Origin of the sequence: Afifella pfennigii DSM 17143 (assembly GCF_000688515.1) — a bacterium.
Taxonomy (GTDB): domain Bacteria; phylum Pseudomonadota; class Alphaproteobacteria; order Rhizobiales; family Afifellaceae; genus Afifella; species Afifella pfennigii.
The window spans coordinates 1-18384 of sequence record NZ_JHZK01000025.1; the positions used below are offsets into that span (position 1 = coordinate 1).

The 18384-nt window shown below is 65.6% G+C and carries 15 protein-coding genes and 1 pseudogene; 13 read left to right on the forward strand and 3 right to left on the reverse strand.

Annotation, left to right across the window (positions count from 1 at the left end):
* The 6 genes and pseudogenes from Q331_RS21950 to Q331_RS23175 form a co-directional block, all read left to right on the forward strand.
* Window positions 1-310 (forward strand): annotated as a pseudogene (locus tag Q331_RS21950) (transposase); the annotation flags it as partial.
* Window positions 311-333: 23 nt separating this feature from the next.
* Window positions 334-561 carry a hypothetical protein gene (locus Q331_RS0115125; protein WP_026381369.1) on the forward strand — a complete coding sequence of 76 codons (228 nt, stop codon included), beginning with the start codon at window positions 334-336 and terminating at the stop codon, window positions 559-561.
* On the forward strand, window positions 551-1075 hold the full coding sequence (locus Q331_RS0115130) for a putative toxin-antitoxin system toxin component, PIN family (protein WP_245615681.1): 525 nt from the start codon (window positions 551-553) through the stop codon (window positions 1073-1075). The genes Q331_RS0115125 and Q331_RS0115130 overlap by 11 nt, the downstream gene beginning before the upstream one ends.
* Entirely contained in the window at window positions 1072-1332 is a 261-nt protein-coding gene (locus tag Q331_RS0115135; RefSeq protein ID WP_026381371.1) for a toxin-antitoxin system HicB family antitoxin, read from the forward strand. Before Q331_RS0115130 ends, Q331_RS0115135 begins: the two co-directional genes overlap by 4 nt.
* A gap of 16 nt (window positions 1333-1348) precedes the next feature.
* On the forward strand, window positions 1349-3325 hold the full coding sequence (locus Q331_RS21955) for a recombinase family protein (RefSeq protein ID WP_210164971.1): 1977 nt from the start codon (window positions 1349-1351) through the stop codon (window positions 3323-3325).
* A 105-nt stretch (window positions 3326-3430) separates the two neighbouring features.
* Window positions 3431-5533, forward strand: a complete 2103-nt coding sequence (locus tag Q331_RS23175; protein ID WP_169738522.1) for a methyl-accepting chemotaxis protein — start codon at window positions 3431-3433, stop codon at window positions 5531-5533.
* Window positions 5534-5647: 114 nt separating this feature from the next.
* Here the strand turns inward: Q331_RS23175 and ampH are convergent, their stop codons facing one another.
* Window positions 5648-6802: a D-alanyl-D-alanine-carboxypeptidase/endopeptidase AmpH gene (ampH, locus tag Q331_RS0115150; RefSeq protein WP_034492534.1), complete on the reverse strand. Its 1155-nt coding sequence runs from the start codon at window positions 6800-6802 to the stop codon at window positions 5648-5650.
* Between the two features lie 343 nt (window positions 6803-7145).
* On the opposite strand from ampH, the gene Q331_RS0115155 reads away from it, so the two are divergent.
* Both Q331_RS0115155 and Q331_RS23950 read left to right on the forward strand, forming a co-directional pair.
* Window positions 7146-8999 (forward strand): mechanosensitive ion channel family protein, encoded by a 1854-nt coding sequence (locus Q331_RS0115155; RefSeq protein WP_169738523.1) that lies wholly within the window; start codon window positions 7146-7148, stop codon window positions 8997-8999.
* A gap of 151 nt (window positions 9000-9150) precedes the next feature.
* Entirely contained in the window at window positions 9151-10230 is a 1080-nt protein-coding gene (locus Q331_RS23950) for an SH3 domain-containing protein (RefSeq protein WP_051631220.1), read from the forward strand.
* 23 nt (window positions 10231-10253) lie between these two features.
* Here the strand turns inward: Q331_RS23950 and Q331_RS0115170 are convergent, their stop codons facing one another.
* Window positions 10254-12701 carry a GcvT family protein gene (locus tag Q331_RS0115170; RefSeq protein ID WP_026381374.1) on the reverse strand — a complete coding sequence of 816 codons (2448 nt, stop codon included), beginning with the start codon at window positions 12699-12701 and terminating at the stop codon, window positions 10254-10256.
* A 332-nt stretch (window positions 12702-13033) separates the two neighbouring features.
* Between Q331_RS0115170 and Q331_RS0115180 the strand changes: the two genes are divergently transcribed.
* From Q331_RS0115180 to sugE, 4 genes are all read left to right on the forward strand, one after another.
* Entirely contained in the window at window positions 13034-13630 is a 597-nt protein-coding gene (locus tag Q331_RS0115180; RefSeq protein ID WP_051631221.1) for a helix-turn-helix domain-containing protein, read from the forward strand.
* 172 nt (window positions 13631-13802) lie between these two features.
* A complete protein-coding gene (locus Q331_RS24425; protein WP_051631222.1) occupies window positions 13803-14516 on the forward strand; it encodes an AraC family transcriptional regulator in 714 nt (237 codons plus the stop codon).
* 75 nt (window positions 14517-14591) lie between these two features.
* Window positions 14592-15329, forward strand: a complete 738-nt coding sequence (locus Q331_RS0115190; RefSeq protein WP_034492536.1) for a sulfite exporter TauE/SafE family protein — start codon at window positions 14592-14594, stop codon at window positions 15327-15329.
* A 168-nt stretch (window positions 15330-15497) separates the two neighbouring features.
* Window positions 15498-15818, forward strand: a complete 321-nt coding sequence (gene sugE, locus Q331_RS0115195; protein WP_026381377.1) for a quaternary ammonium compound efflux SMR transporter SugE — start codon at window positions 15498-15500, stop codon at window positions 15816-15818.
* Here the strand turns inward: sugE and Q331_RS21980 are convergent.
* On the reverse strand, window positions 15772-16704 hold the full coding sequence (locus tag Q331_RS21980; RefSeq protein ID WP_051631223.1) for a LysR family transcriptional regulator: 933 nt from the start codon (window positions 16702-16704) through the stop codon (window positions 15772-15774). The genes sugE and Q331_RS21980 overlap by 47 nt on opposite strands.
* Before the next feature lie 107 nt (window positions 16705-16811).
* Here Q331_RS21980 and Q331_RS0115205 point away from each other — a divergent pair, with 107 nt between their 5' ends.
* Entirely contained in the window at window positions 16812-18383 is a 1572-nt protein-coding gene (locus Q331_RS0115205; RefSeq protein WP_026381378.1) for a proton-conducting transporter transmembrane domain-containing protein, read from the forward strand.
* Window position 18384 lies beyond the last annotated feature (1 nt).

The window sequence follows — 18384 nt, forward strand, 5'->3', positions numbered from 1 at the left end:
GACCACGCGGCCGAACGAACTCTGGCAAACCGACTTCACCTATCTGAAGGTAGTAGGCTGGGGCTGGTACTACCTCAGCACCGTTCTCGACGACTTCAGCCGATACGTTGTCTCCTGGAAACTCTGCACGACCATGCGGGCCGAGGACGTCATGGACACGCTCGTTCTCGCTCTCGAGGTCTCCGGCTGCGACCAGCCAACGGTCCTCCACCGGCCAAGGCTGCTCAGCGACAACGGATCCTCGTACATCGCGGGCAAGCTCGCGACATGGCTCGATGACAAGGGCATGGACCATGTCCGCGGGGCGCCGAAGGCCAGAGGAAGAGGCCGGTGATGGCCGATGACGACAGGTGCCCGGGCGGAGGGAAACCCGCCAATGACAATCGCCCCCCCGATAGACAAGTCGCCGAGAACGATGCGGATGCGTCCGAGCGGCTGGACAAGGTGGTGTTGTCCATCGCTCGCCTGATCGGCCGGCGGATGGCGCGCGAGGACTATGAGGAAGCCATGCATGCCGCCAACGACAATACGCAACCCGATGCAGGCGACCATGAACGGTGAGGTCGTGATCCGCATTGCCCAGGGGATATCTCGCATGACCGGATGCGGTGGGCACATCATTGACATCTTATGGGATGTCTATAAGTTATCTTCCATGAGGCTGGTTCTGGATACCAACGTGATCGTGGCAGCGTTCCGCAGCCGCAACGGGGCAAGCAACTTGCTGTTGCGCTTCGTTGACCGGGGCATGGTGACGCCACTTTGCTCCACTGCGCTGTTTCTTGAATACGAGGCGGTGCTGAGCCGGGAGGAAACCCGGAAGGCGACGGGCCAAAGCCTGGAAGATGTCGCGGCGGTCATGAGCGCGCTTGCCGCCGTGTCCGAGGGCGTTGATATTTCGTTTCGGACGCGGCCCATGCTGGCTGATGCCGCGGACGAGATGGTGCTTGAGGCCGCTCTGAACGGAGAGGCCGAGGCCATCGTGACGCATAATGTGAAGGACTTCCGCCCGGCGCTCATGCTGGGCGTCACCATCGCAACGCCGGGAGAGATCGTCAGGAGGCTGAACACATGACACAGACCCAACGCTACAAATACCCGCTGCAACTGCCGCAGTCGCTCAAGGAGACGGCGGCGCGTCTTGCCATGGAAGACGGCGTGTCGCTCAACCAGTGGATCGTCTCGGCCGTTGCACAGAAGATCGGTGCCGTGGAGACGGCCAGCGATTTTCTCAAGGCACGTGCAGGCACGGCAAAGCGTGGTGATCTGACTCACCTGCTTGACCGGGCACCGGATGTGCCGCCGGTGTCGGAGGATGTCATCAAGGACTGACCGAACGGAGACCGCCATGACCCGCGCCGCGCTTTACGCCCGCTATTCATCCGACAACCAGCGCGAGGCGTCCATCGAGGACCAGTTTCGACTCTGCCGGGAATACGCGCGGCGGGAACGGTGGGAGATTGTCGGCTCCTACGAGGATGCGGCCATATCGGGATCGAGCACGATCCTGCGGCCAGGCATCCAGCGACTGATGCGTGATGCGCAGCATGGGGAGTTCAATATTCTGCTGGCCGAGGCGCTGGACCGGATCAGCCGCGATCAGGCCGATGTTGCCACGCTCTACAAGCAATTGAAGTTCGCGGGCGTCACTATCGTGACGCTGGCCGAGGGTGAAGTCTCCGAGTTGCATGTCGGCCTCAAGGGTACGATGAACGCGCTGTTCCTGAAAGATCTTGCCATGAAGACCCATCGCGGCTTGCGGGGCCGGGTAGAGAAGGGCAAAGCGGGCGGCGGTCTCTGCTACGGCTATCGCGTTGTGAAGAAACTCGACGGCAATGGCGAGCCGATCCGGGGCGACCGTGAGATCGTCCCGGAGGAAGCCGAGATCGTTCGGCGCATCTTTCGCGAGTTCGTATCAGGCAAAAGCCCGAAGGCCATCGCCGTCGATCTGAACAACGAGGGCATTCCCGGTCCGCTTGGCCGGGCATGGGGCGATACAAGTATCCGGGGGCACCGCAATCGAGGTACGGGCATCGTGAACAACGAGCTTTACGCCGGGGTGCTGGTCTGGAACCGCATGCACTTCATCAAAGACCCGTCCACTGGCAAGCGCGTCTCGCGCCCGAATCCGGAATCTGAATGGATCAGGGCAGAGGTTCCGCATTTGCGGATTGTGGACGATGAACTCTGGAACGCAGTGCGCGAGCGTCAGAAGCAGATCGCCGCAATCTTCGGCCCCAATCCCGCCAACACGCGGGAGGGCAGGGCGAAGCGATTGCATCTGGCGAATCGCCCTGCCTCCCTTCTTTCCGGCCTTCTGACCTGCGGCTGTTGTGGCGGGAAGATCGGAATCATCCTGTCGGATCGCCTTGGTTGCCTGAACCACCACCGGCGTGGCACCTGCACCAATAACCGCACCATCTTGCGCGAGAAGCTGGAGGCGCGTGTACTAACTGGATTGCAGGACAGGCTGGTATCCGCCGAGGCTGTCGGGGAAGCCGTGCGCGCCTATGTCGAGGAAGCCAACCGGCTGAACCACCAGCGCCGTGCGCAACACGAAACCGACCGCCGCGCCTTGGCGAAGATCGAGCGTGCCATTGCCGGGATCATTTCGGCCATTGAGGACGGTATGTATCAGCCGTCGATGAAGGCGCGGATGGATGAGTTGGAGCGGCAGAAGGCGGAGATCGTCGCTCGCATGGCCGAAGCTCCTGCCGATATGCCGGACGTGCATCCGAACGTCGCGGCGAACTACCGCCGCAATGTCGCGCGCTTTGCCGAGGCTCTGAATGATCCCGATGGAGGTCGTCAGGCTGCTGACGCATTACGGTCCTTGATCGGCGAGGTGATCGTCACACCCGGCGAGAAGCGGGGCGAGGTTCGTGCCGCACTACGCGGCGAGTTGATGGGCATCTTGGGAATCGCCAGCGCCGAGGAAGGAAGGCTGCCGGAAATCCCTTTTATGACAGCGGTTGAAGCTAGCCCCCGCAACCAAGATTACCCGCCGCAAGGCGGGTTTTTTGTTGCCTGCGCGAAACCGATTCCCTTGCTCCCGGGCGGCCCGGCTGCCGCAGGCAGGAACCGTGCGGCCGGCATGGCCGGATGCGGAGCTTGCGTGGGGCTGGGCTTAGCGCAAGGCGCCCGAATTCGATCCCAAGACCGGCGCGGGGCGCCAAGCGTCAAGCACTGCCTGGGTTTTGCCTCCAAGTCACGGCTTGTATTCGACGTTCGTCTATACATTGGACAACGCAAATGGCCGGCTCGGGCCCGTTGTTTTAGCGTTCTGTTAAAGTGCTACCATCACCGTCCGCTCCCCGTTTGCTAGGGGTCGCTCTTCGTTTCCTGGAGGCGATGACACTTGCCGTGGAGTACTCAAGCCGTGCGTATGCGCTTTTCGGATATATCCCTGTCTAAGAAAATTCCCATCCTGGTGGGCGCAGCGACAGTCGTCTCTGTGCTCGCGGTGGGGTTGCTGAGCTATCTGCAGACCGCCGAACAACTTCGCAGCGAGGCGTCCGACAAGCTCGGAGCCTTGACCGAAGCGCGCCAGCAGGCGCTGTCGAGCTACATCGGGAGCATTCAGGAAGATCTGGCGACGGTGGCAGCGGGGCACATCGCCGAGATGGCGCTGGAAGAGCTCGGGCCGGGCTTCGACGAGCTGGGCTTCAATGCTGAGGCTGCCTTGCGCGCGGCCTACGTCACCGACAATCCGAACGCGGCCGGCGAAAGGCACAAGCTCGATCGCGCCGCCGACGGAACCTCCTACAGCCTGGCGCATGGGCGGTTTCACCCCTGGTTCCGGCAGTTCGGGGAAGCGCGCGGCTATTACGACATCTTCCTCATCGCCCCGGACGGAGACGTGGTCTACTCGGTCTACAAGGAGATGGATTTCGCCACCAATCTGCGACGCGGAGCGTGGCGGGAGAGCGATCTGGCGGAGGTCTTCGAAGAGGCCGTGAAATCGGCCGATCCATCGGCGACGGCCTTTGCCGATTTCCAGCCCTACGAGCCGAGCGCGGGAGCGGCGGCGAGCTTCATCGCCACGCCGGTGGTGCGCCAGGGCAGGGTTCTGGGCGTTCTCGCCTTTCAGATGCCGATCGGGCGGATCAACGAGATCATGCAATCGAGCGTCGGCATGGGCGAAAGCGGGGAAACCTATCTGGTCGGCTCGGACTATCTGATGCGCAGCGATTCCCGCTTCGCCAGCGAGTCCACGATTTTGAAGACGGAAGTGGAAACGGCCTCGGTCAAGTCAGCGCTTGCCGGCGAGAGCGGCGTCCAAGAGAGCGTCGATTATCGCGGCGTTCCGGTGCTGTCGGCCTATCGCCGGGTCGATGTCGCGGGCGTGCCTTGGGCGGTCGTCGGCGAGGTCGACCTGAAGGAGATCCTGGCGCCGGTGGACCGGATGAAGACGATCATCCTGGTCATCGGCCTTGGGATTCTCGCGGTGGTCGGCCTGCTCGGCTGGCTTGCGGCGCGCAGCATCTCCCGCCCGCTGATGGAGATGACCGGGGTGATGAACCGCCTCGCCGGCGGCGACATGAGCGCGGAGGTGCCCGGGACCGGACGCGGCGACGAGGTCGGCCAGATGGCGACCTCAGTGCAGGTGTTCAAGGAGAGCATGATCAACGCGGAGCGCCTGCGGGCCGAGCAGGAGGAGATGAAGCAGCAGGCGGAGGCGGAGAAGCGCACGGCGATGAACAAGCTCGCCGACGATTTCCAGTCGGCCATCGGCGCCATCGTCGATACGGTGTCTTCCTCCGCGACGGAGCTGAACGCCACCTCCACCGCGATGGCCGGCACGGCCGAAGAGACGACGCGGCAGGCAACGGCCGTGGCGGCGGCATCGGAGCAGGCCTCTCAGAACGTGCAGACCGTCGCCTCCGCCGCCGATGAGCTCAATGCTTCGGTAGAGGAGATCGGCCGGCAGGTGAGCGAGTCGACGCAGATCGCCGGACAGGCGGTCGGCGAGGCGGAGACGACGAATGTCGCCGTCAGGGGCCTGGCGGAAGCCGCCGAGAAGATCGACCGGGTGGTGCAGATCATCAGCGACATCGCCGAGCAGACGAACCTGTTGGCGTTGAACGCAACGATCGAGGCGGCCCGGGCGGGCGATGCCGGCAAGGGCTTTGCGGTGGTCGCCGCCGAGGTCAAGGCGCTGGCCACCCAGACCGGCAAGGCCACGGAGGAGATCGCCGCGCAGATCGAGGCGATGCAATCTGCGACGGATCAGTCGGTCGGGCGCATCGAGGCGATCAGCCAAACCATCTCGCGCATGAGCGAGATCGCCACCGCGATCGCCTCGGCGGTCGAGGAGCAGGGCGCGGCCACGCGCGAAATCGCCCGCAACGTCCAGGAGGCGGCGACCGGCACCAGCGAGGTTTCCTCGAACATCTCCGGCGTCAGGCAGGCGGCCAGCGAAACCGGAAGCGGGGCGAGCCAGGTTCAGTCGGCGGCGTCCGAACTGGCCCAGCAGGGCGAGACGCTGAAGGTGCAGGTTGCCCAGTTCCTCGACAACGTGCGCGCAGCGTGAACACGGCCGCCGGCGCGGGCCGACGATGGCCCGCCCGGCGCGCCGACCGCACTGAAAACACGGCGCCGCGCCCGAGAGGAGCGCGGCGCCTGCATTTTCCCGGAAAGGCTTGCCTCAGCGCGGCGCCAATTGGGCGATGAGGTCGTTTGCCACCTCCGCCATCATCATCGAGGCGGCGAAGTTGAACTGGTTGATGGCGATGAAGACGCCGACGCCGCGGGTCGGGGCGAAGGCGTGGTAGACGAACATGCCCTGCAATCCGCCGGCCTTCTGCAGAATCAGCGGCCGGTCGCCCTTCGGCCGCATCACCACCCAGCCAAGGCCCATCGCATCCATGCGGCCGGATTCGTCGAAGCCGTAGACCGGGTCGAGGCTGTCGCGCGGAACATAGGCGGCATGGTTGAGCAGGCGCATCTCGGCATTGTCGGGTGAGAAGCGGTCGAGATGCCATTGAAGCCATTTCAGGATGTCGTTGGTGGTCGAATAAATGCCGCTCGCGCCGGCCATGACCGAGGTGTTGGGCACGTCGGGCAGGGGAGAGCCGTCGAAATCGTGGCCCTGCATCAGCCGGTCGCGATCTGAGGCGGAGGGGGCGAGCATGGTGTCGGCGAGGCCGATCGGCTGAAGCACGCGCTCTGCCAGCAAGGCCTCGTAAGGCTTGGCGGCGGCCGAGCCGAGGGCGAGGGCAAGCATGTCGAAGCCGAAATTGGAGTAAAGCCCGCCGGTGCCGGCCGCAAAGAGCTGCGGGCCCGAACCAAGCGCTTCGATATAGGCCCGTTCGGTCAGGGTGGCGAAGGGATCGTCCGCCGGACCCTGTTCGCGCTCCACCTCGCGCGGCAGGCCGGAGGTGTGGGTGGCAAGGTCGATGAGACGGATGGGCTGGCCATCCATTTGAGGAACGCTGACATCCGGGCCGAGATGCTCTTGCAAGGGGTCGGTGAAACCGACCGTGCCATCGGCCACGAGGCTGGCGAGAACGGCGCCGGTGAAGACCTTGCTGACGGAACCGACCCGCATCAGCGTATCGCCGTCCGGTGCCTTGTCGGAGCCCTCGGCGATGCTGCCGAAGCCGGCGACCGCGGTATCTCCGCCACGGACGGCGCCGATGACGAGGCCGGGCACCTTCGTCTCCAGAAAGAGCACGGCGCCCGTGAACTCGACGGTCTCGCCGAGAAGCTTGTCCTCGGCATCGGCGCGATCGAGCGAGCCGGCGGTCGCTGCCGCGATCGTCAACGAGAAGGCGAGGCACCGCCCGGTGAAGTGTCGCATATCGGATCCATTCCGCGTTGTTTTGATAATGCTGGAGTAGCATGGTGCGCCGCGCGCACCAGCCTCGGGCGTGAACGATCGTTTCCGTTTTCTTCCCTTGCGGCCGGAGCGCGGCGAACTCTGCGGCATGGAACCGCCGTCATGGCAACGCGCCTGCGCGAGGCGCGCCAGCGCGACCTCCCATCGTCCAGCGCGGGCAATCCCAGCAGCGCCGCTGCGACGAGATGGCGGATTTCCCGCGCAAGGCGAGATGCAGGCACACACCAATTGTTAAAATCGTCGCTTCTAGGCTCCCGGCATGAGGGCAAAGATCGACGCAAACGCAATCCGTCCCAGCACAAGCTTGCTAGGGTTGGGTGTCTTCCTGGCACTTTTCGTCCCGCTCGCCCTGTCCACCGTGGCTGCGGCGCAGAATGGGGCGGCGTACCCGGCGGATGGCGATGCGGCTCTAACGGTGGAGGGGGACGGGCTTTCTATCCTCGCCTCGCCACTCGCGCCGGCGCCGACGACCTCGCCCAGGCAGACCTTCCAGAGCTTTCGCGCACTGACGCAACAGGCTTCCGATTTTCTGATGGAGGCAATCGAGACCTCCGCGCAGAACGATGCGATCCTCGACACGCCCGAGTTGCGCACTCTGAAGGCGGCGGCCGTGGAAAGTCTCGACAAGGCCGCATCGACGCTCGACCTTTCCGGCATCGCGCCGGCGAGCCGGCGAACGGTCGGGATCAGCTCAGCCCTGCTGCTTGACGAGATCATGGACCGCATTCCGCTGCCGGAGATCGACGAGATTCCGGACGAGGCCGATATCGATGCGGGGGCGGCGCCCAATGGCTGGACGCTGCCGGGGACGGAGATCCGCATGGCGCGGATCGAGGGCCCGGATGGCGAGCCGCGGTTTGTCTTCTCCGCCGAGACGATCAGCCATCTCGCGCAATTCTACAGCCAAGTGCGCGCCCTGCCGCGCCATTCGGACGACAGGATCGACTTTTATCAGAGCTTCGTGGTGGGGCCCGGCCTGTCCATGCCGATCGAGCTCTACCGCTATGTGCTGGAGCTGCCGCCCTGGATGCTCAGGGTGTACCTCGAACAGGCCGTGTGGCAATGGCTGGCCTTCGCGGCGCTGACGCTGGTCGTCGGCGTCGTCGCTTTCTTCCTGCTGCGCGCAGAGGTGGGGCGGCAGCGTTCCGCCAATGCCGCGATCCGCTCGCTGCAGCTCATGCTGCCAGCCTTCCTGATCATCGCTCTGCTCGCCCTCTATCACTGGCTCAACGCCGATGTCATTCACCTGACCGGTTCCATCCTCGCCGATGTGGAACTGGCGGTTGTCGTCTTGCAGGCGCTGGCATCCGCCGTCATTGCGGTGCTTGCCTTCAACGCCGTCGCCGCGCTGATCGTCGCCTTGCCGCGGATCGGAAAAGAGACGCTGGATGCCAGCCTTATCCGTCTGGTTCTCAGGGTGCTCGGCATAGGCGTCGCCGGCTACATCCTGTTTCAGGCGGCGGCGCGCGTCGGCATTCCCCTCTACGGCATCATCGCCAGTCTCGGCGTCGGCGGCCTGGCGCTGGCGCTGGCCGTTCGTCCGACCTTGGAGAACTTCATCGGTGGCATCATCCTTTACGCCGACCGGCCGGTAAAAGTCGGCGATTTCTGCAAGTTCGGGGACATGCTCGGCACGGTGGAGGCGATCGGCCTGCGCTCCACCAAGGTCCGCGGCCTCGATCGCACGCTGGTGACCGTGCAGAACGCGGAATTCGCGCAAATGTCGATCACCAACTTCACGCGCCGCGATTCCAATCTGATGAACGCCCAGATCGGCCTGCGCTACGGGACGAGCGCGGAGCAGCTTTCGCGCATCATCGAGAAGACGGCAGAGATGCTGCGCTGCGACGAAAGGGTGAAGGCGGATACGGTGCGGGTCTGTTTTCGCGGCTTTGGCGACTGGTCTCTCAATATGGAGATCTGGGCGTATGTGCATTGCGCCGATTGGGGCAGGTTCCTGAAGATTCAGGAAGAGCTGTTCATGAAGGTGATGCAGATCGTGGCAAGCGAGGGCGCGGCCTTCGCTCTGCCCTCGCAGATCACCTATCTGGGCTCCGACCGGTCGCCGGATCGGCCGGACGGGGCGTCCGCGCACGATGCAGGCGATCTCCCGGAGCAGGCGCGCGCGCTTCTCTCCAAGATGACCCCGGCGGGATAGAGAGGGAAGTCCGGCGCCCGCCCGCTTGGCCCCTCGGCCCGTGGGGCCGCCGGCGCGCGGAGGCGTTGCCGTTTCACAGCAACGCCCGATTTGCCTGTCATGAGCCGCCTGGCGAACATCCAGGATATGGCGGCAGGACGAGGTACAGCCGATGCGCAAGCGTGTTTTGAGCCCTTTTCTTCTTGCCGCCATGGTCCTGACGGGCGGTCCGGCGGCTTTGGCGCAGGATGAGATACGCAAGGAGGAGGTCCGCTTTCCCGCCGGGCAGAGCGGAACGGCGATCCGCGACAGCATCAAGGGGCGCCAATCGGTTTCCTATCTGCTCGGGGCGGAGGCGGGGCAAAGGATGCGCGTTGATCTGCGCTCCTCCAACACCTCCGTCTATTTCAACGTTTACGAGCCGGGCCGCGGTCCCGGAGATGCAGCGCTTGCCACCGGTGACCGGTTGGGCCCGATGGTGCCCGACATCAACCGATTCGACGGGAGGTTGCCGACATCGGGCACCTACACCGTCTCGGTCTATCTTTATCGCAACGCTGCAAGGCGGGGCGATCGCGCCGATTTCACGCTCGATGTGTCGATCACCGGCGAACGCGGCGCGATCGTCCAGAACGACTACGCGGATGGGCTGCAGGGCGGGCCGGATTACTGGCAGGTCACCACCGGCGATCCCGACGATCCGCTCAACATACGCGAGCAGCCCTCGGCGGGCGCGCGCATCCTCGGCAGCGCGCCTGACGGGACGGTTCTGCGCAACCTCGGTTGCCGGATGAACGAAGGTCAGCGCTGGTGCCGGGTGGAGACGATGGAACGGCCGGCGGTGAGCGGCTGGTCGGCGGGCCGGTATCTGCGCGAGGGCTATCCCAGCGAGGGCGCCGCGACGCAGCTTCCCGGGCAAGCGCCGGCAAGCGGCGGCCCGGACGGGCTCGCTTCCGGCATGGATTTCACTGCCGTCGGCAACATACCTTGCGCCCGCTTTGCCGGACAGCCGATGGGGAGCTGCCAGTTCGGTGTCGTGCGCCAAGGCAACGGCAATGGCCGGCTGACCGTCTTCTGGCCCGATGGGGGGCAACGGGTGATCCATTTTGAGATGGGGACGCCCGCCTATTACGATCGCTCGCAGGCCGATGCCGGCGCGGAGATGACCGTCGGCAAGGAGGTCGATCTCCACACGGTGCGGATCGGCAACGAGCGGTTCGAGATCCCGGAAGCCGTCATCACCGGCGGCTGAGGGGAGGCAGCAAGGGGCGCCTCCTATCGTTTCGGGCGTTCGGATGCGGGATCGTACATCGGCTTGAGCGAGGCCTCGGCGGCAAAGCGCTCGCCGGCGATTTCGATCTCGTAGCCGGAAGCCAGGAGATCGGCCGCCGTCTCGCCCTCGCAGGGCACATAGCCGAGGCCGACGGCGCCGCCGAGATGGTGGCCGTAATTGCCGGAGGTGACGTAGGAGACGATCTTACCCTCGCGCAGGATGGCTTCGTTGTGGAACAGAAGCGGTTCTGGGTCCTTCAGCCGGAACTGCAGGAGGCGGCGCGAAAGCCCCTCCTCCTTCTTGCGCAGAACGGCCTGGCGGCCGATGAAGTCGCCCTTGTCCGGCTTGACGGCGAAGCCGAGGCCGGCTTCCAGCACATGGTCCTCGTCGGTGACGTCGTGGCCGAAATGCCGGAAGGCCTTCTCGATCCGGCAGGAATCGAGAGCGTGCAGGCCGCAGAGCTTCAAGCCGAACGGCTCGCCGGCTTCCATCACCGTCTCGAAGACATGGGCGGCCTGATCGGCGGAGACGTAAAGCTCCCAGCCGAGCTCGCCGACATAGGTGACGCGATGGGCGCGGGCAAGACCCTTGCCGATCTCAATCTCGCGCGCGGAGCCGAAGGGGAAGGCGGCGTTGGAGAAATCGTCCGGGCTCGCCTCGGCGATCACCTCGCGCGCCTTCGGCCCCATCAGGACGAGCACCGCCTCGGCGGCGGAGACGTCGGTGACGACGACGCGCTCATCGGTCTCAATATGCTGGCGCAGCCATGCCAGGTCGCGCTGCAAGGTGGCGACAGGCACGACGGCGAGGAAAGCCGTCTCAGAGAGGCGGGTGACGGTCAGGTCGCTCTCGATGCCGCCATGGCGGTTCAGCATCTGCGTGTAGACGATCTTGCCGGGCTGCACGTCCAATTGGTTGGCGCAGAGCCGCTGCACGAAGGCGAGCGCATCGCGCCCCTCGATGCGGATCTTGCCGAAGGAGGACATGTCGAAGAGGCCGACGCCATGGCGCACGGCGAGATGCTCCTCGCGCTGGTTGTGGAACCAGTTCTGCCGCTTCCAGGAATAGCGGTATTGGCGCTCCTGCCCCTCGCGGGCGAACCAATTGGGGCGCTCAAAGCCCGCCACTTCGCCGAAAACGGCGCCGCGGGCCTTCAAATGCTCGTGGAGCGGAGAACGGCGGATGCCGCGGGCGGTCGCCATCTGGCGAAAGGGGAAATGATCGGCGTAGAGCAGGCCGAGGGTCTCCGTGACGCGGGCCTGCAGATAGCGGCGGTTTTTCTGGAAGGGCTGGGCGCGGCGAATATCGACCTCCCAGAGGTCGAAGGGCGGCTCGCCGTCGTTGATCCATTGCGCCAGCGCAAAGCCCGCACCGCCGGAGGAGACGATGCCGACGGAATTAAAGCCGGCCGCGACCCAATAGCCTCTCAGTTCGGGGGGCTCGCCGAGATAGTAGCGGTCGTCCGGAGTGAAGCTTTCCGGGCCGTTGAAGAAGGTGTGAATGCCGGCCGTTTCCAGTATCGGCATGCGCCCCACGGCCTTTTCCAGGATCGGCTCGAAATGGTCGAAATCCTCCGGCAGCTGGTCGAAGCAGAAATCGTCCGGGATGCCATCCATGCCCCAGGGCTTGGCAACCGGCTCGAAGGCGCCGAGCAGCATCTTGCCGGCATCTTCCTTGTAATAGGCGCATTCGTCCGGCACCCGCAGCACCGGCAGGCGGGGCAAGCCATCTATGGCCTCCGTGACGATATAGAAGTGCTCGCAAGCATGCAGCGGCAAGGCGACGCCGGAGCGGGCCGCCAGCTCGCGGCCCCACATGCCGCCGCAATTGACGACGATGTCGCTGGCGATGGTGCCGGTTTCCTCCGCCCGGCGCCAGGAGACGCCGGTGACGCGCCCGTCGCGGTCGTGAACCGCCGTCACTTCGACGTTCTCGACGATGCGGGCGCCGAGCTGGCGGGCGCCCTTGGCAAGCGCCATGGCGATGTTGGCGGGATCGCACTGTCCGTCCCGCGGCAGATGAACGGCGGCAACCACGTCATCGACATTGACGTGCGGGTACATCGATTTCACGTCGGCGGCCGAAATCTCGTCGACATCGATGCCGTAGATCCGGGCCAGGGTCGCTTGGCGAAGAAGCTCCTCCTTGCGCTCCTCGCTCAACGCCAGGGTGATGGAGCCGTTCTGGCGCATGCCGGTGGCGATGCCGGTCTCCGCCTCCAGGCTGAGGTAAAGATCGGCGGAGTATTTCGCCAAGCGCGTCATGTTCTGAGAGGCGCGGAGCTGGCCGATAAGACCGGCCGCATGCCAGGTGGTGCCGCAGGTGAGCTGCCTGCGCTCCAGGAGCACGATATCGCTCCAGCCTAGCTTCGCCAGATGGTAGGCGAGGGAGCAGCCGGAAATTCCTCCCCCGATGATGACCGCGCGGGCCTTCGCCGGCAGTTGCGTCATGGCGCCAATCCCTCTTTCCTGGCCGCAGGCTGGCTTTGCCGGGGCCGTTTCCTCCTTACGTCCCCGCTTGTTGGGGGAGTGTCGCTTATCCATTGTGAAATTTGGACGCCAAGACATTTTCATGGAATAATTGATGTCACAAGTGTGAAATTTTGGACTCTGAATTTCACATGATGAGAGAAACGGTGCTATAGGACAGGCCGCTTCGGGGGCCGTGTTCCTGCTTGGAATGCGAGGCGCCGCCGAAAGCGGAGAGGACACGGATCGCGGCGGGGCGGCCGGTCGCGGCCATGGATTTGAGAGAAACGGCGGTGCCGCGAGAGACCACGCGGATGCAACAAACAGCTCGGCAATCTGGCGGCCGTCAGGCGCCGCTCGACGAGCCGGCGATCGGCGCGCAGATCCGCGATCTGCGCAAGGCGAAGGGGATGACGCTTCAGCAGGTCGCGGCGGCCTGCGATATCTCCGCAGGCTATCTCAGCCAGATCGAGCGCAATCGCAGCAAGCTTCCCATCGGTGTGCTGAAACGCATCAGCGATTGCCTAGGCGTCCACATGAACTGGTTCTTCCAGGCCAGCGAAGCCCCGGCCGAGGAGCGCGACATCGTGGTGCGTTCCAGCGACCGACGGCGGCTGACCTTCACCGGTATCGGCATCGGTGAGGAGCTTCTGTCGCCAAATCTGCGCGGCCCGCTGGAACTTCTCATGAGCACCATCGAGCCGGGAGCCGACAGCGGGGATTACAGCCATGACGGCGCCGAGGCCGGTGTCGTCATTTCCGGCACGCTGGATCTATGGGTCGGCGGACGCTTCTTCCGCCTGGAGGAAGGCGACAGCTTCGCCTTCGCCAGCACGCAGGTGCATCGCTGCGCCAATCCCGGCAATATCCCAACCAAGGTGGTCTGGGTCATCACGCCGCCGCATTACTGAGCCTTGGCAGGTCGATGAGTTCACCGGCCATACCCTGACGCGGCTGCCTAGCCGTTCGAGCGTGCCCCGGCAGATCGCGTAGCGAAAGAGGGAGCCGATGCCATACCCTTTCATCCCGTGTCGGGTCCGGCGTCATTGACGGCGCCGCGAGCTTTGAGGCTGTCTTGGGGGCATGGGGGCCGGTTTGGTTCATCCGTTGTGGCATTATCGCCGTGAGGCGGGACTGGAGGCGGCGAGCGGCGAAGGCGCCGAAGATGCCTCGCTGGAGGCGCATTTTCACGACACGCACCAGATCGCCTATGTGCTGGCCGGACATCGCCGCTTTCGCGTCGGCAAGCGCGTCTTCGCGCTGGAGCCGGGCGAGGCGCTTTTCCTGCCTGCAGGCGTTGCACATGTCGCGGCCGGGGGACGATTTCGCGGGCTCAATTTCTACGTCGGAGATGATGCTCTTCCCCAGAGAGGCTGGCTTTCGCCTCTTGTCATCACGTTGCAAGAACCGCTCATGTGCGAAAGCCGCCTTTTGGAGCTTCTTGCCGAACGGGTAAGGCACGCTCGCCAAGGCGCCTCCGGCCAAAGAGCCGACGAAGGCGGCGCGGAAGGGCTCGCGCGCCTCGCGCGGGCACCGGGCTTCGACACAGCGCGCGCCGCCGCCGATCTCGGGGTCAGCCGCGAGACGCTGATCAGGCGTTTCAAGCGCCACCTCGACATGTCGCCGGCGCGCTATCATCGACAATACCGGCTGAACGTGGCGCGAAACCTTCTGGCGGGCGGTGCGGCACCGGCGGATGCGGCGGCGGCGGCGGGCTTTGCCGACCAGAGCCATCTCGGACGTTTCTTCCGCCGATGCTTCGGTACGACGCCGGCTGCCTATGCGCGTGGCGAGTGAGGCGTCACAAACCTTCCAGACGAGGCGAATGGCGAACGGCATCCTCGCTTTCCATCGGGCAAAGGCGAGGACGACATGGCAACGGCTATCCTGCTCTTTGCGGCAGGCATTGTCGGCGGCGCGGCGAATGCGATCGCCGGCGGCGGCACGTTCTTCACCTTTCCGGCGCTGATGGCCGCCGGTCTCGACCCGCTCACGGCCAATGTCTCCAATGCGGTGGCGATTTATCCTGGCCATGCGGCGGCCGTTCCAGCCTATCGGCAGGAACTCGTGCGCTGCCGCTCCGACCTCTTGCCGCGCAGCCTGGTGGCGGCGGCCGGCGGTCTGGCCGGCGCGCTCGTGCTCCTGTGGGCCGGCAACCGGGTTTTCACCAGCCTGGTGCCATGGCTGCTGCTCGCCGCGACGCTGATCTTCGCGGCCGGTCCCCTCATCGGCCAGGCGAGGGCGCGGCTGCGCTCCTCCTCGGCCGTCCCGGCGCGCATGGTGGAGTTCCTGTTTGCCGTTTATGGAGGCTATTTCGGCGCCGGTCTCGGGGTCCTGATGATGGCGGCGCTGTCCATCGTCGGCGTCAGGGATGTACAGGTGGCGAACGCCCAGAAAAACCTTTTGGCCACCATCATCACGACGATCTCGGTGGCGACCTTCATCGTGGCCGGCGTCGTTGCCTGGCCGCACACGCTGACGGTTTTGGCGGGAGCTGCCATCGGCGGCTATCTGGGCGCACGGACGGCGCGACACATTCCGGCACCGGCCTTGCGCCTGGTCGTCGTGGCCACCGGCCTTTCGCTCTCCCTCTATTACTTTCTCGTCTGAGAAGGCAGCCGTGGAGGCAAGAAGGCGCCTCGTGCCCGAGCTTTTGCCGGTCTCGGGCTTGAAGGGGAGCGATATTCTCTCTAGCTCCAGGAAAGCGAGGCAACGACCTCCCCCGAAAAAGCGGGCGACAATGTCCGGGACGGCCCGGCTCTTCGAAAGGAGGGCCGTATGGCCTGGATCATTCTGGGGGTGGCAGGCGCGCTGGAAGTGGTCTGGGCCTTCACCATGAAGCTTTCGGAAGGCTTCACCCGCCCGACGCCGAGCCTCGTCACGCTCATCGCCATGATCGCCAGCTTCGCGCTTCTGGCCATCGCCATGCGCTCCTTGCCGCTCGGCACCGCCTATACGGTGTGGACCGGCATCGGCGCGCTCGGCGCCTTTGTCGTCGGCATCGTTGTCCTCGGCGAGGCGGCGAGCCCGATGCGCATCGCGGCAGCCGGCCTCATCCTTGCCGGGATCGTGCTGATGCGTCTGTCGGGCGAGGGCTAGACGCGGCGGCGAGCGGCTCGGCGCGCAACAGCTCGCGCACCAGCGGATTGGGAAAGCGTCGCTCGGCGGTGACCGCATAGAAGGTCTCCGCGATGCCGACGAGGCGTTCCGCTTCCCAAAGATGCCCCGCTTCCAACTCGTCCTTGACGACGATGGGCGGCAGGACGGCGAGCCCCGCCCCCTCGCGCGCCAGAAGCCGCATCATCGACATGTCGTCGACCTCCGCGGCGATCTGCGGGCGCAGGCCGAGACGGTCGGCGAGCGCATCGAAGCCGGTGCGGATGCCGCTTTCCAGCGTCGGCAGCACGACCGGCGCGCGGCGCAAGAGATCGACGAGCCGGCCTCCCTCGCCGATGAGCGCCGGCGTGCCGACGAGGCTGACCTCCTGTTCGGCCAGGCGATGGGCGACATAAGCGGCGGCCGCGTCGCGCGCCGGAGGCTGGTTGAGAAGCACCACATCGAGACTGAGCGTCTCAAGGCCGCGCAGAAGCTCCGCCGTGGTGCCGGAGCGCAGCACGACCTCCACGTCGCCACGCGCCAGGAGCGGGCGCAGAAAGCCGATCTGGAAATTGCGCGACAAGGTCGCCAAGGCCCCGACGCGCACCGCCCGGCGCGCCCGTCCGGCCTCCTTCAGCGTGCCGAGAAGCTCCTCGCCGACGGCGAAGATGGCATCGGCATGGTCGAGCGCGATGCGCCCCGCCTCGGTCAGATGCAACTGGCGACCGCGGCGCTCAAAAAGCGCATGGCCAAGCCGCTCCTCCAGCCGGCGGATCTGCACCGACAGCGCCGACTGCGAAAGATTGAGACGCTCGGCGGTGCGCGTCAGGTTGCCGTCATGGGCGACGGCCCAGAAGTAGCGCAGGTGTCGGTAGTTGAGCGCGGCCATGTCATTCGATTTTATCGAACGATAATTGCATAACAATATATTTTTATAGCCTAACGAGCGATGCTAGCTGAGCGCCATCCGCCCAACCACGGTTTTCGGAGGCGCCCTTGCCCGCTCTCGTCGCGCTCCTCGCTCCCGTTTTTCTCGTCCTCGCCGCCATCGTCGCCTTCGCCGGGGCCGGGCTCAGGCCCCGCCTGTCGCCGCGCTTCGCCGAAGCCGCTTCTGTGGCAGCGCTCGCGATCTCGATTGCCGCGGCGGCGATGCTTGTCGCCCAAGGGGCCGCCACGGCCGTCTGGCTGCCGGCCGTCGGGCTGCCGGCCGGCGCGCTGGAGCTTGCGGTGCGCCTCGACGCGGTGAGCGCCACGATGCTGCTTCTCGTCTCCGGCATCGGCTGGGTGGTGCTGCGCTATGCGGCGACCTATCTCGACGGCGAGGCGCGGCAGGGCCCCTTCACCGGCTGGATGTGCCTGACGCTGGCCGCGGTCGCCTTCTTCGTCCTTTCCGGCTCGCTGGCGCAGCTCGTCCTTGCCTGGGTGGCGACCAGCCTTTTCCTGCACAGGCTGCTTCTCTTCTATCCGGAACGGGTGGCGGCGAAGCGGGCGGCGCGCAAGAAATTCCTCACCGCGCGGCTCGGGGACGCGGCCCTTATCGGCGCCGCCATCCTTCTCGTTCGCGCCTATGGCAGCGGCGATATCGGCGCCATCCTCAGCGCCGCCAAGGCGGGCGAGGCGCCCGAGGCTGCGTTATGGGCCGCGGGCCTCCTGGCGCTGGCGGCCGTCCTGAAATCGGCGCAGTTTCCCACCCATGGCTGGCTGGCGGAGGTGATGGAGACGCCGACGCCGGTCTCCGCCCTCCTGCATGCCGGTATCGTCAATGCCGGCGGCTTTCTTCTCATCCGCTTCGCCGACGTCATGCTCCTGGCGCCGGGCGTGCTGGCCGCGCTGGTCATGCTCGGCGGCTTCACCGCGCTCTTCGGCTCGCTCGTCATGCTGACCCAGCCGGCGGTGAAGACCTCGCTCGCCTATTCCACCGTGGCGCAGATGGGCTTCATGATCCTGCAATGCGGGCTGGCGCTCTTTCCCCTGGCGCTCCTGCATATCGTGGCGCATTCGCTCTACAAGGCGCATGCCTTCCTGATGGCCGGTAGCGCCGTGGAGGGCGTTGCGTCCATCCGCCGGCCGGGGCCGGTGGCCGTGCCGGGCGTTGCCACCGTGGCGCGGGCCTTCATCGTCGCGCTCGCCATCTATGGCGCGGTCGGGCTCGGCTTCGGCTTCGACGATAAATCGCCCCAGGCGGTGGCGCTCGGCGCCATCCTTCTCTTCGGTGTCGCCTATCTCCTGGCTCAGGGGCTCGCCGACGCGGCGCCGCGACAGCTGACACGCCGGATCGCGATCTATTCGACCGCGACGGCGCTCACCTATTTCGCCCTGCAGGGCGCCGCCAACCGGCTGACCTCCGGCGTGCTGCCGCCGGCGCCGGCGCCAGGGCCGCTGGAATGGACGCTGATCATCCTCGCCGTCGCCAGCTTCGGCGTCGTGGCGGTGGCGCAGACGCTGTTTCCGCTCTGGGCCCACCATCCCGCCGCCGCCGGGCTGAGGGTGCATCTTTCCAACGGGCTTTACGCCAACGCCATCCTCGACCGCCTTCTCGGCGGCTGGCGGCTCGGCAGATCCGCCTGAG

Coding starts and splice junctions, on each gene's coding strand:
- Q331_RS0115125 (WP_026381369.1), top strand. CDS start 334: ATGGCCGATGACGACAGGTGCCCGGGCGGAGGGAAACCCGCCAATGAC.
- Q331_RS0115130 (WP_245615681.1), top strand. CDS start 551: ATGAACGGTGAGGTCGTGATCCGCATTGCCCAGGGGATATCTCGCATG.
- Q331_RS0115135 (WP_026381371.1), top strand. CDS start 1,072: ATGACACAGACCCAACGCTACAAATACCCGCTGCAACTGCCGCAGTCG.
- Q331_RS21955 (WP_210164971.1), top strand. CDS start 1,349: ATGACCCGCGCCGCGCTTTACGCCCGCTATTCATCCGACAACCAGCGC.
- ampH (WP_034492534.1), bottom strand. CDS start 6,802: ATGCGACACTTCACCGGGCGGTGCCTCGCCTTCTCGTTGACGATCGCG.
- Q331_RS23950 (WP_051631220.1), top strand. CDS start 9,151: ATGCGCAAGCGTGTTTTGAGCCCTTTTCTTCTTGCCGCCATGGTCCTG.
- Q331_RS0115170 (WP_026381374.1), bottom strand. CDS start 12,701: ATGACGCAACTGCCGGCGAAGGCCCGCGCGGTCATCATCGGGGGAGGA.
- Q331_RS0115180 (WP_051631221.1), top strand. CDS start 13,034: ATGCAACAAACAGCTCGGCAATCTGGCGGCCGTCAGGCGCCGCTCGAC.
- Q331_RS24425 (WP_051631222.1), top strand. CDS start 13,803: ATGGGGGCCGGTTTGGTTCATCCGTTGTGGCATTATCGCCGTGAGGCG.
- Q331_RS0115190 (WP_034492536.1), top strand. CDS start 14,592: ATGGCAACGGCTATCCTGCTCTTTGCGGCAGGCATTGTCGGCGGCGCG.
- sugE (WP_026381377.1), top strand. CDS start 15,498: ATGGCCTGGATCATTCTGGGGGTGGCAGGCGCGCTGGAAGTGGTCTGG.
- Q331_RS21980 (WP_051631223.1), bottom strand. CDS start 16,704: ATGGCCGCGCTCAACTACCGACACCTGCGCTACTTCTGGGCCGTCGCC.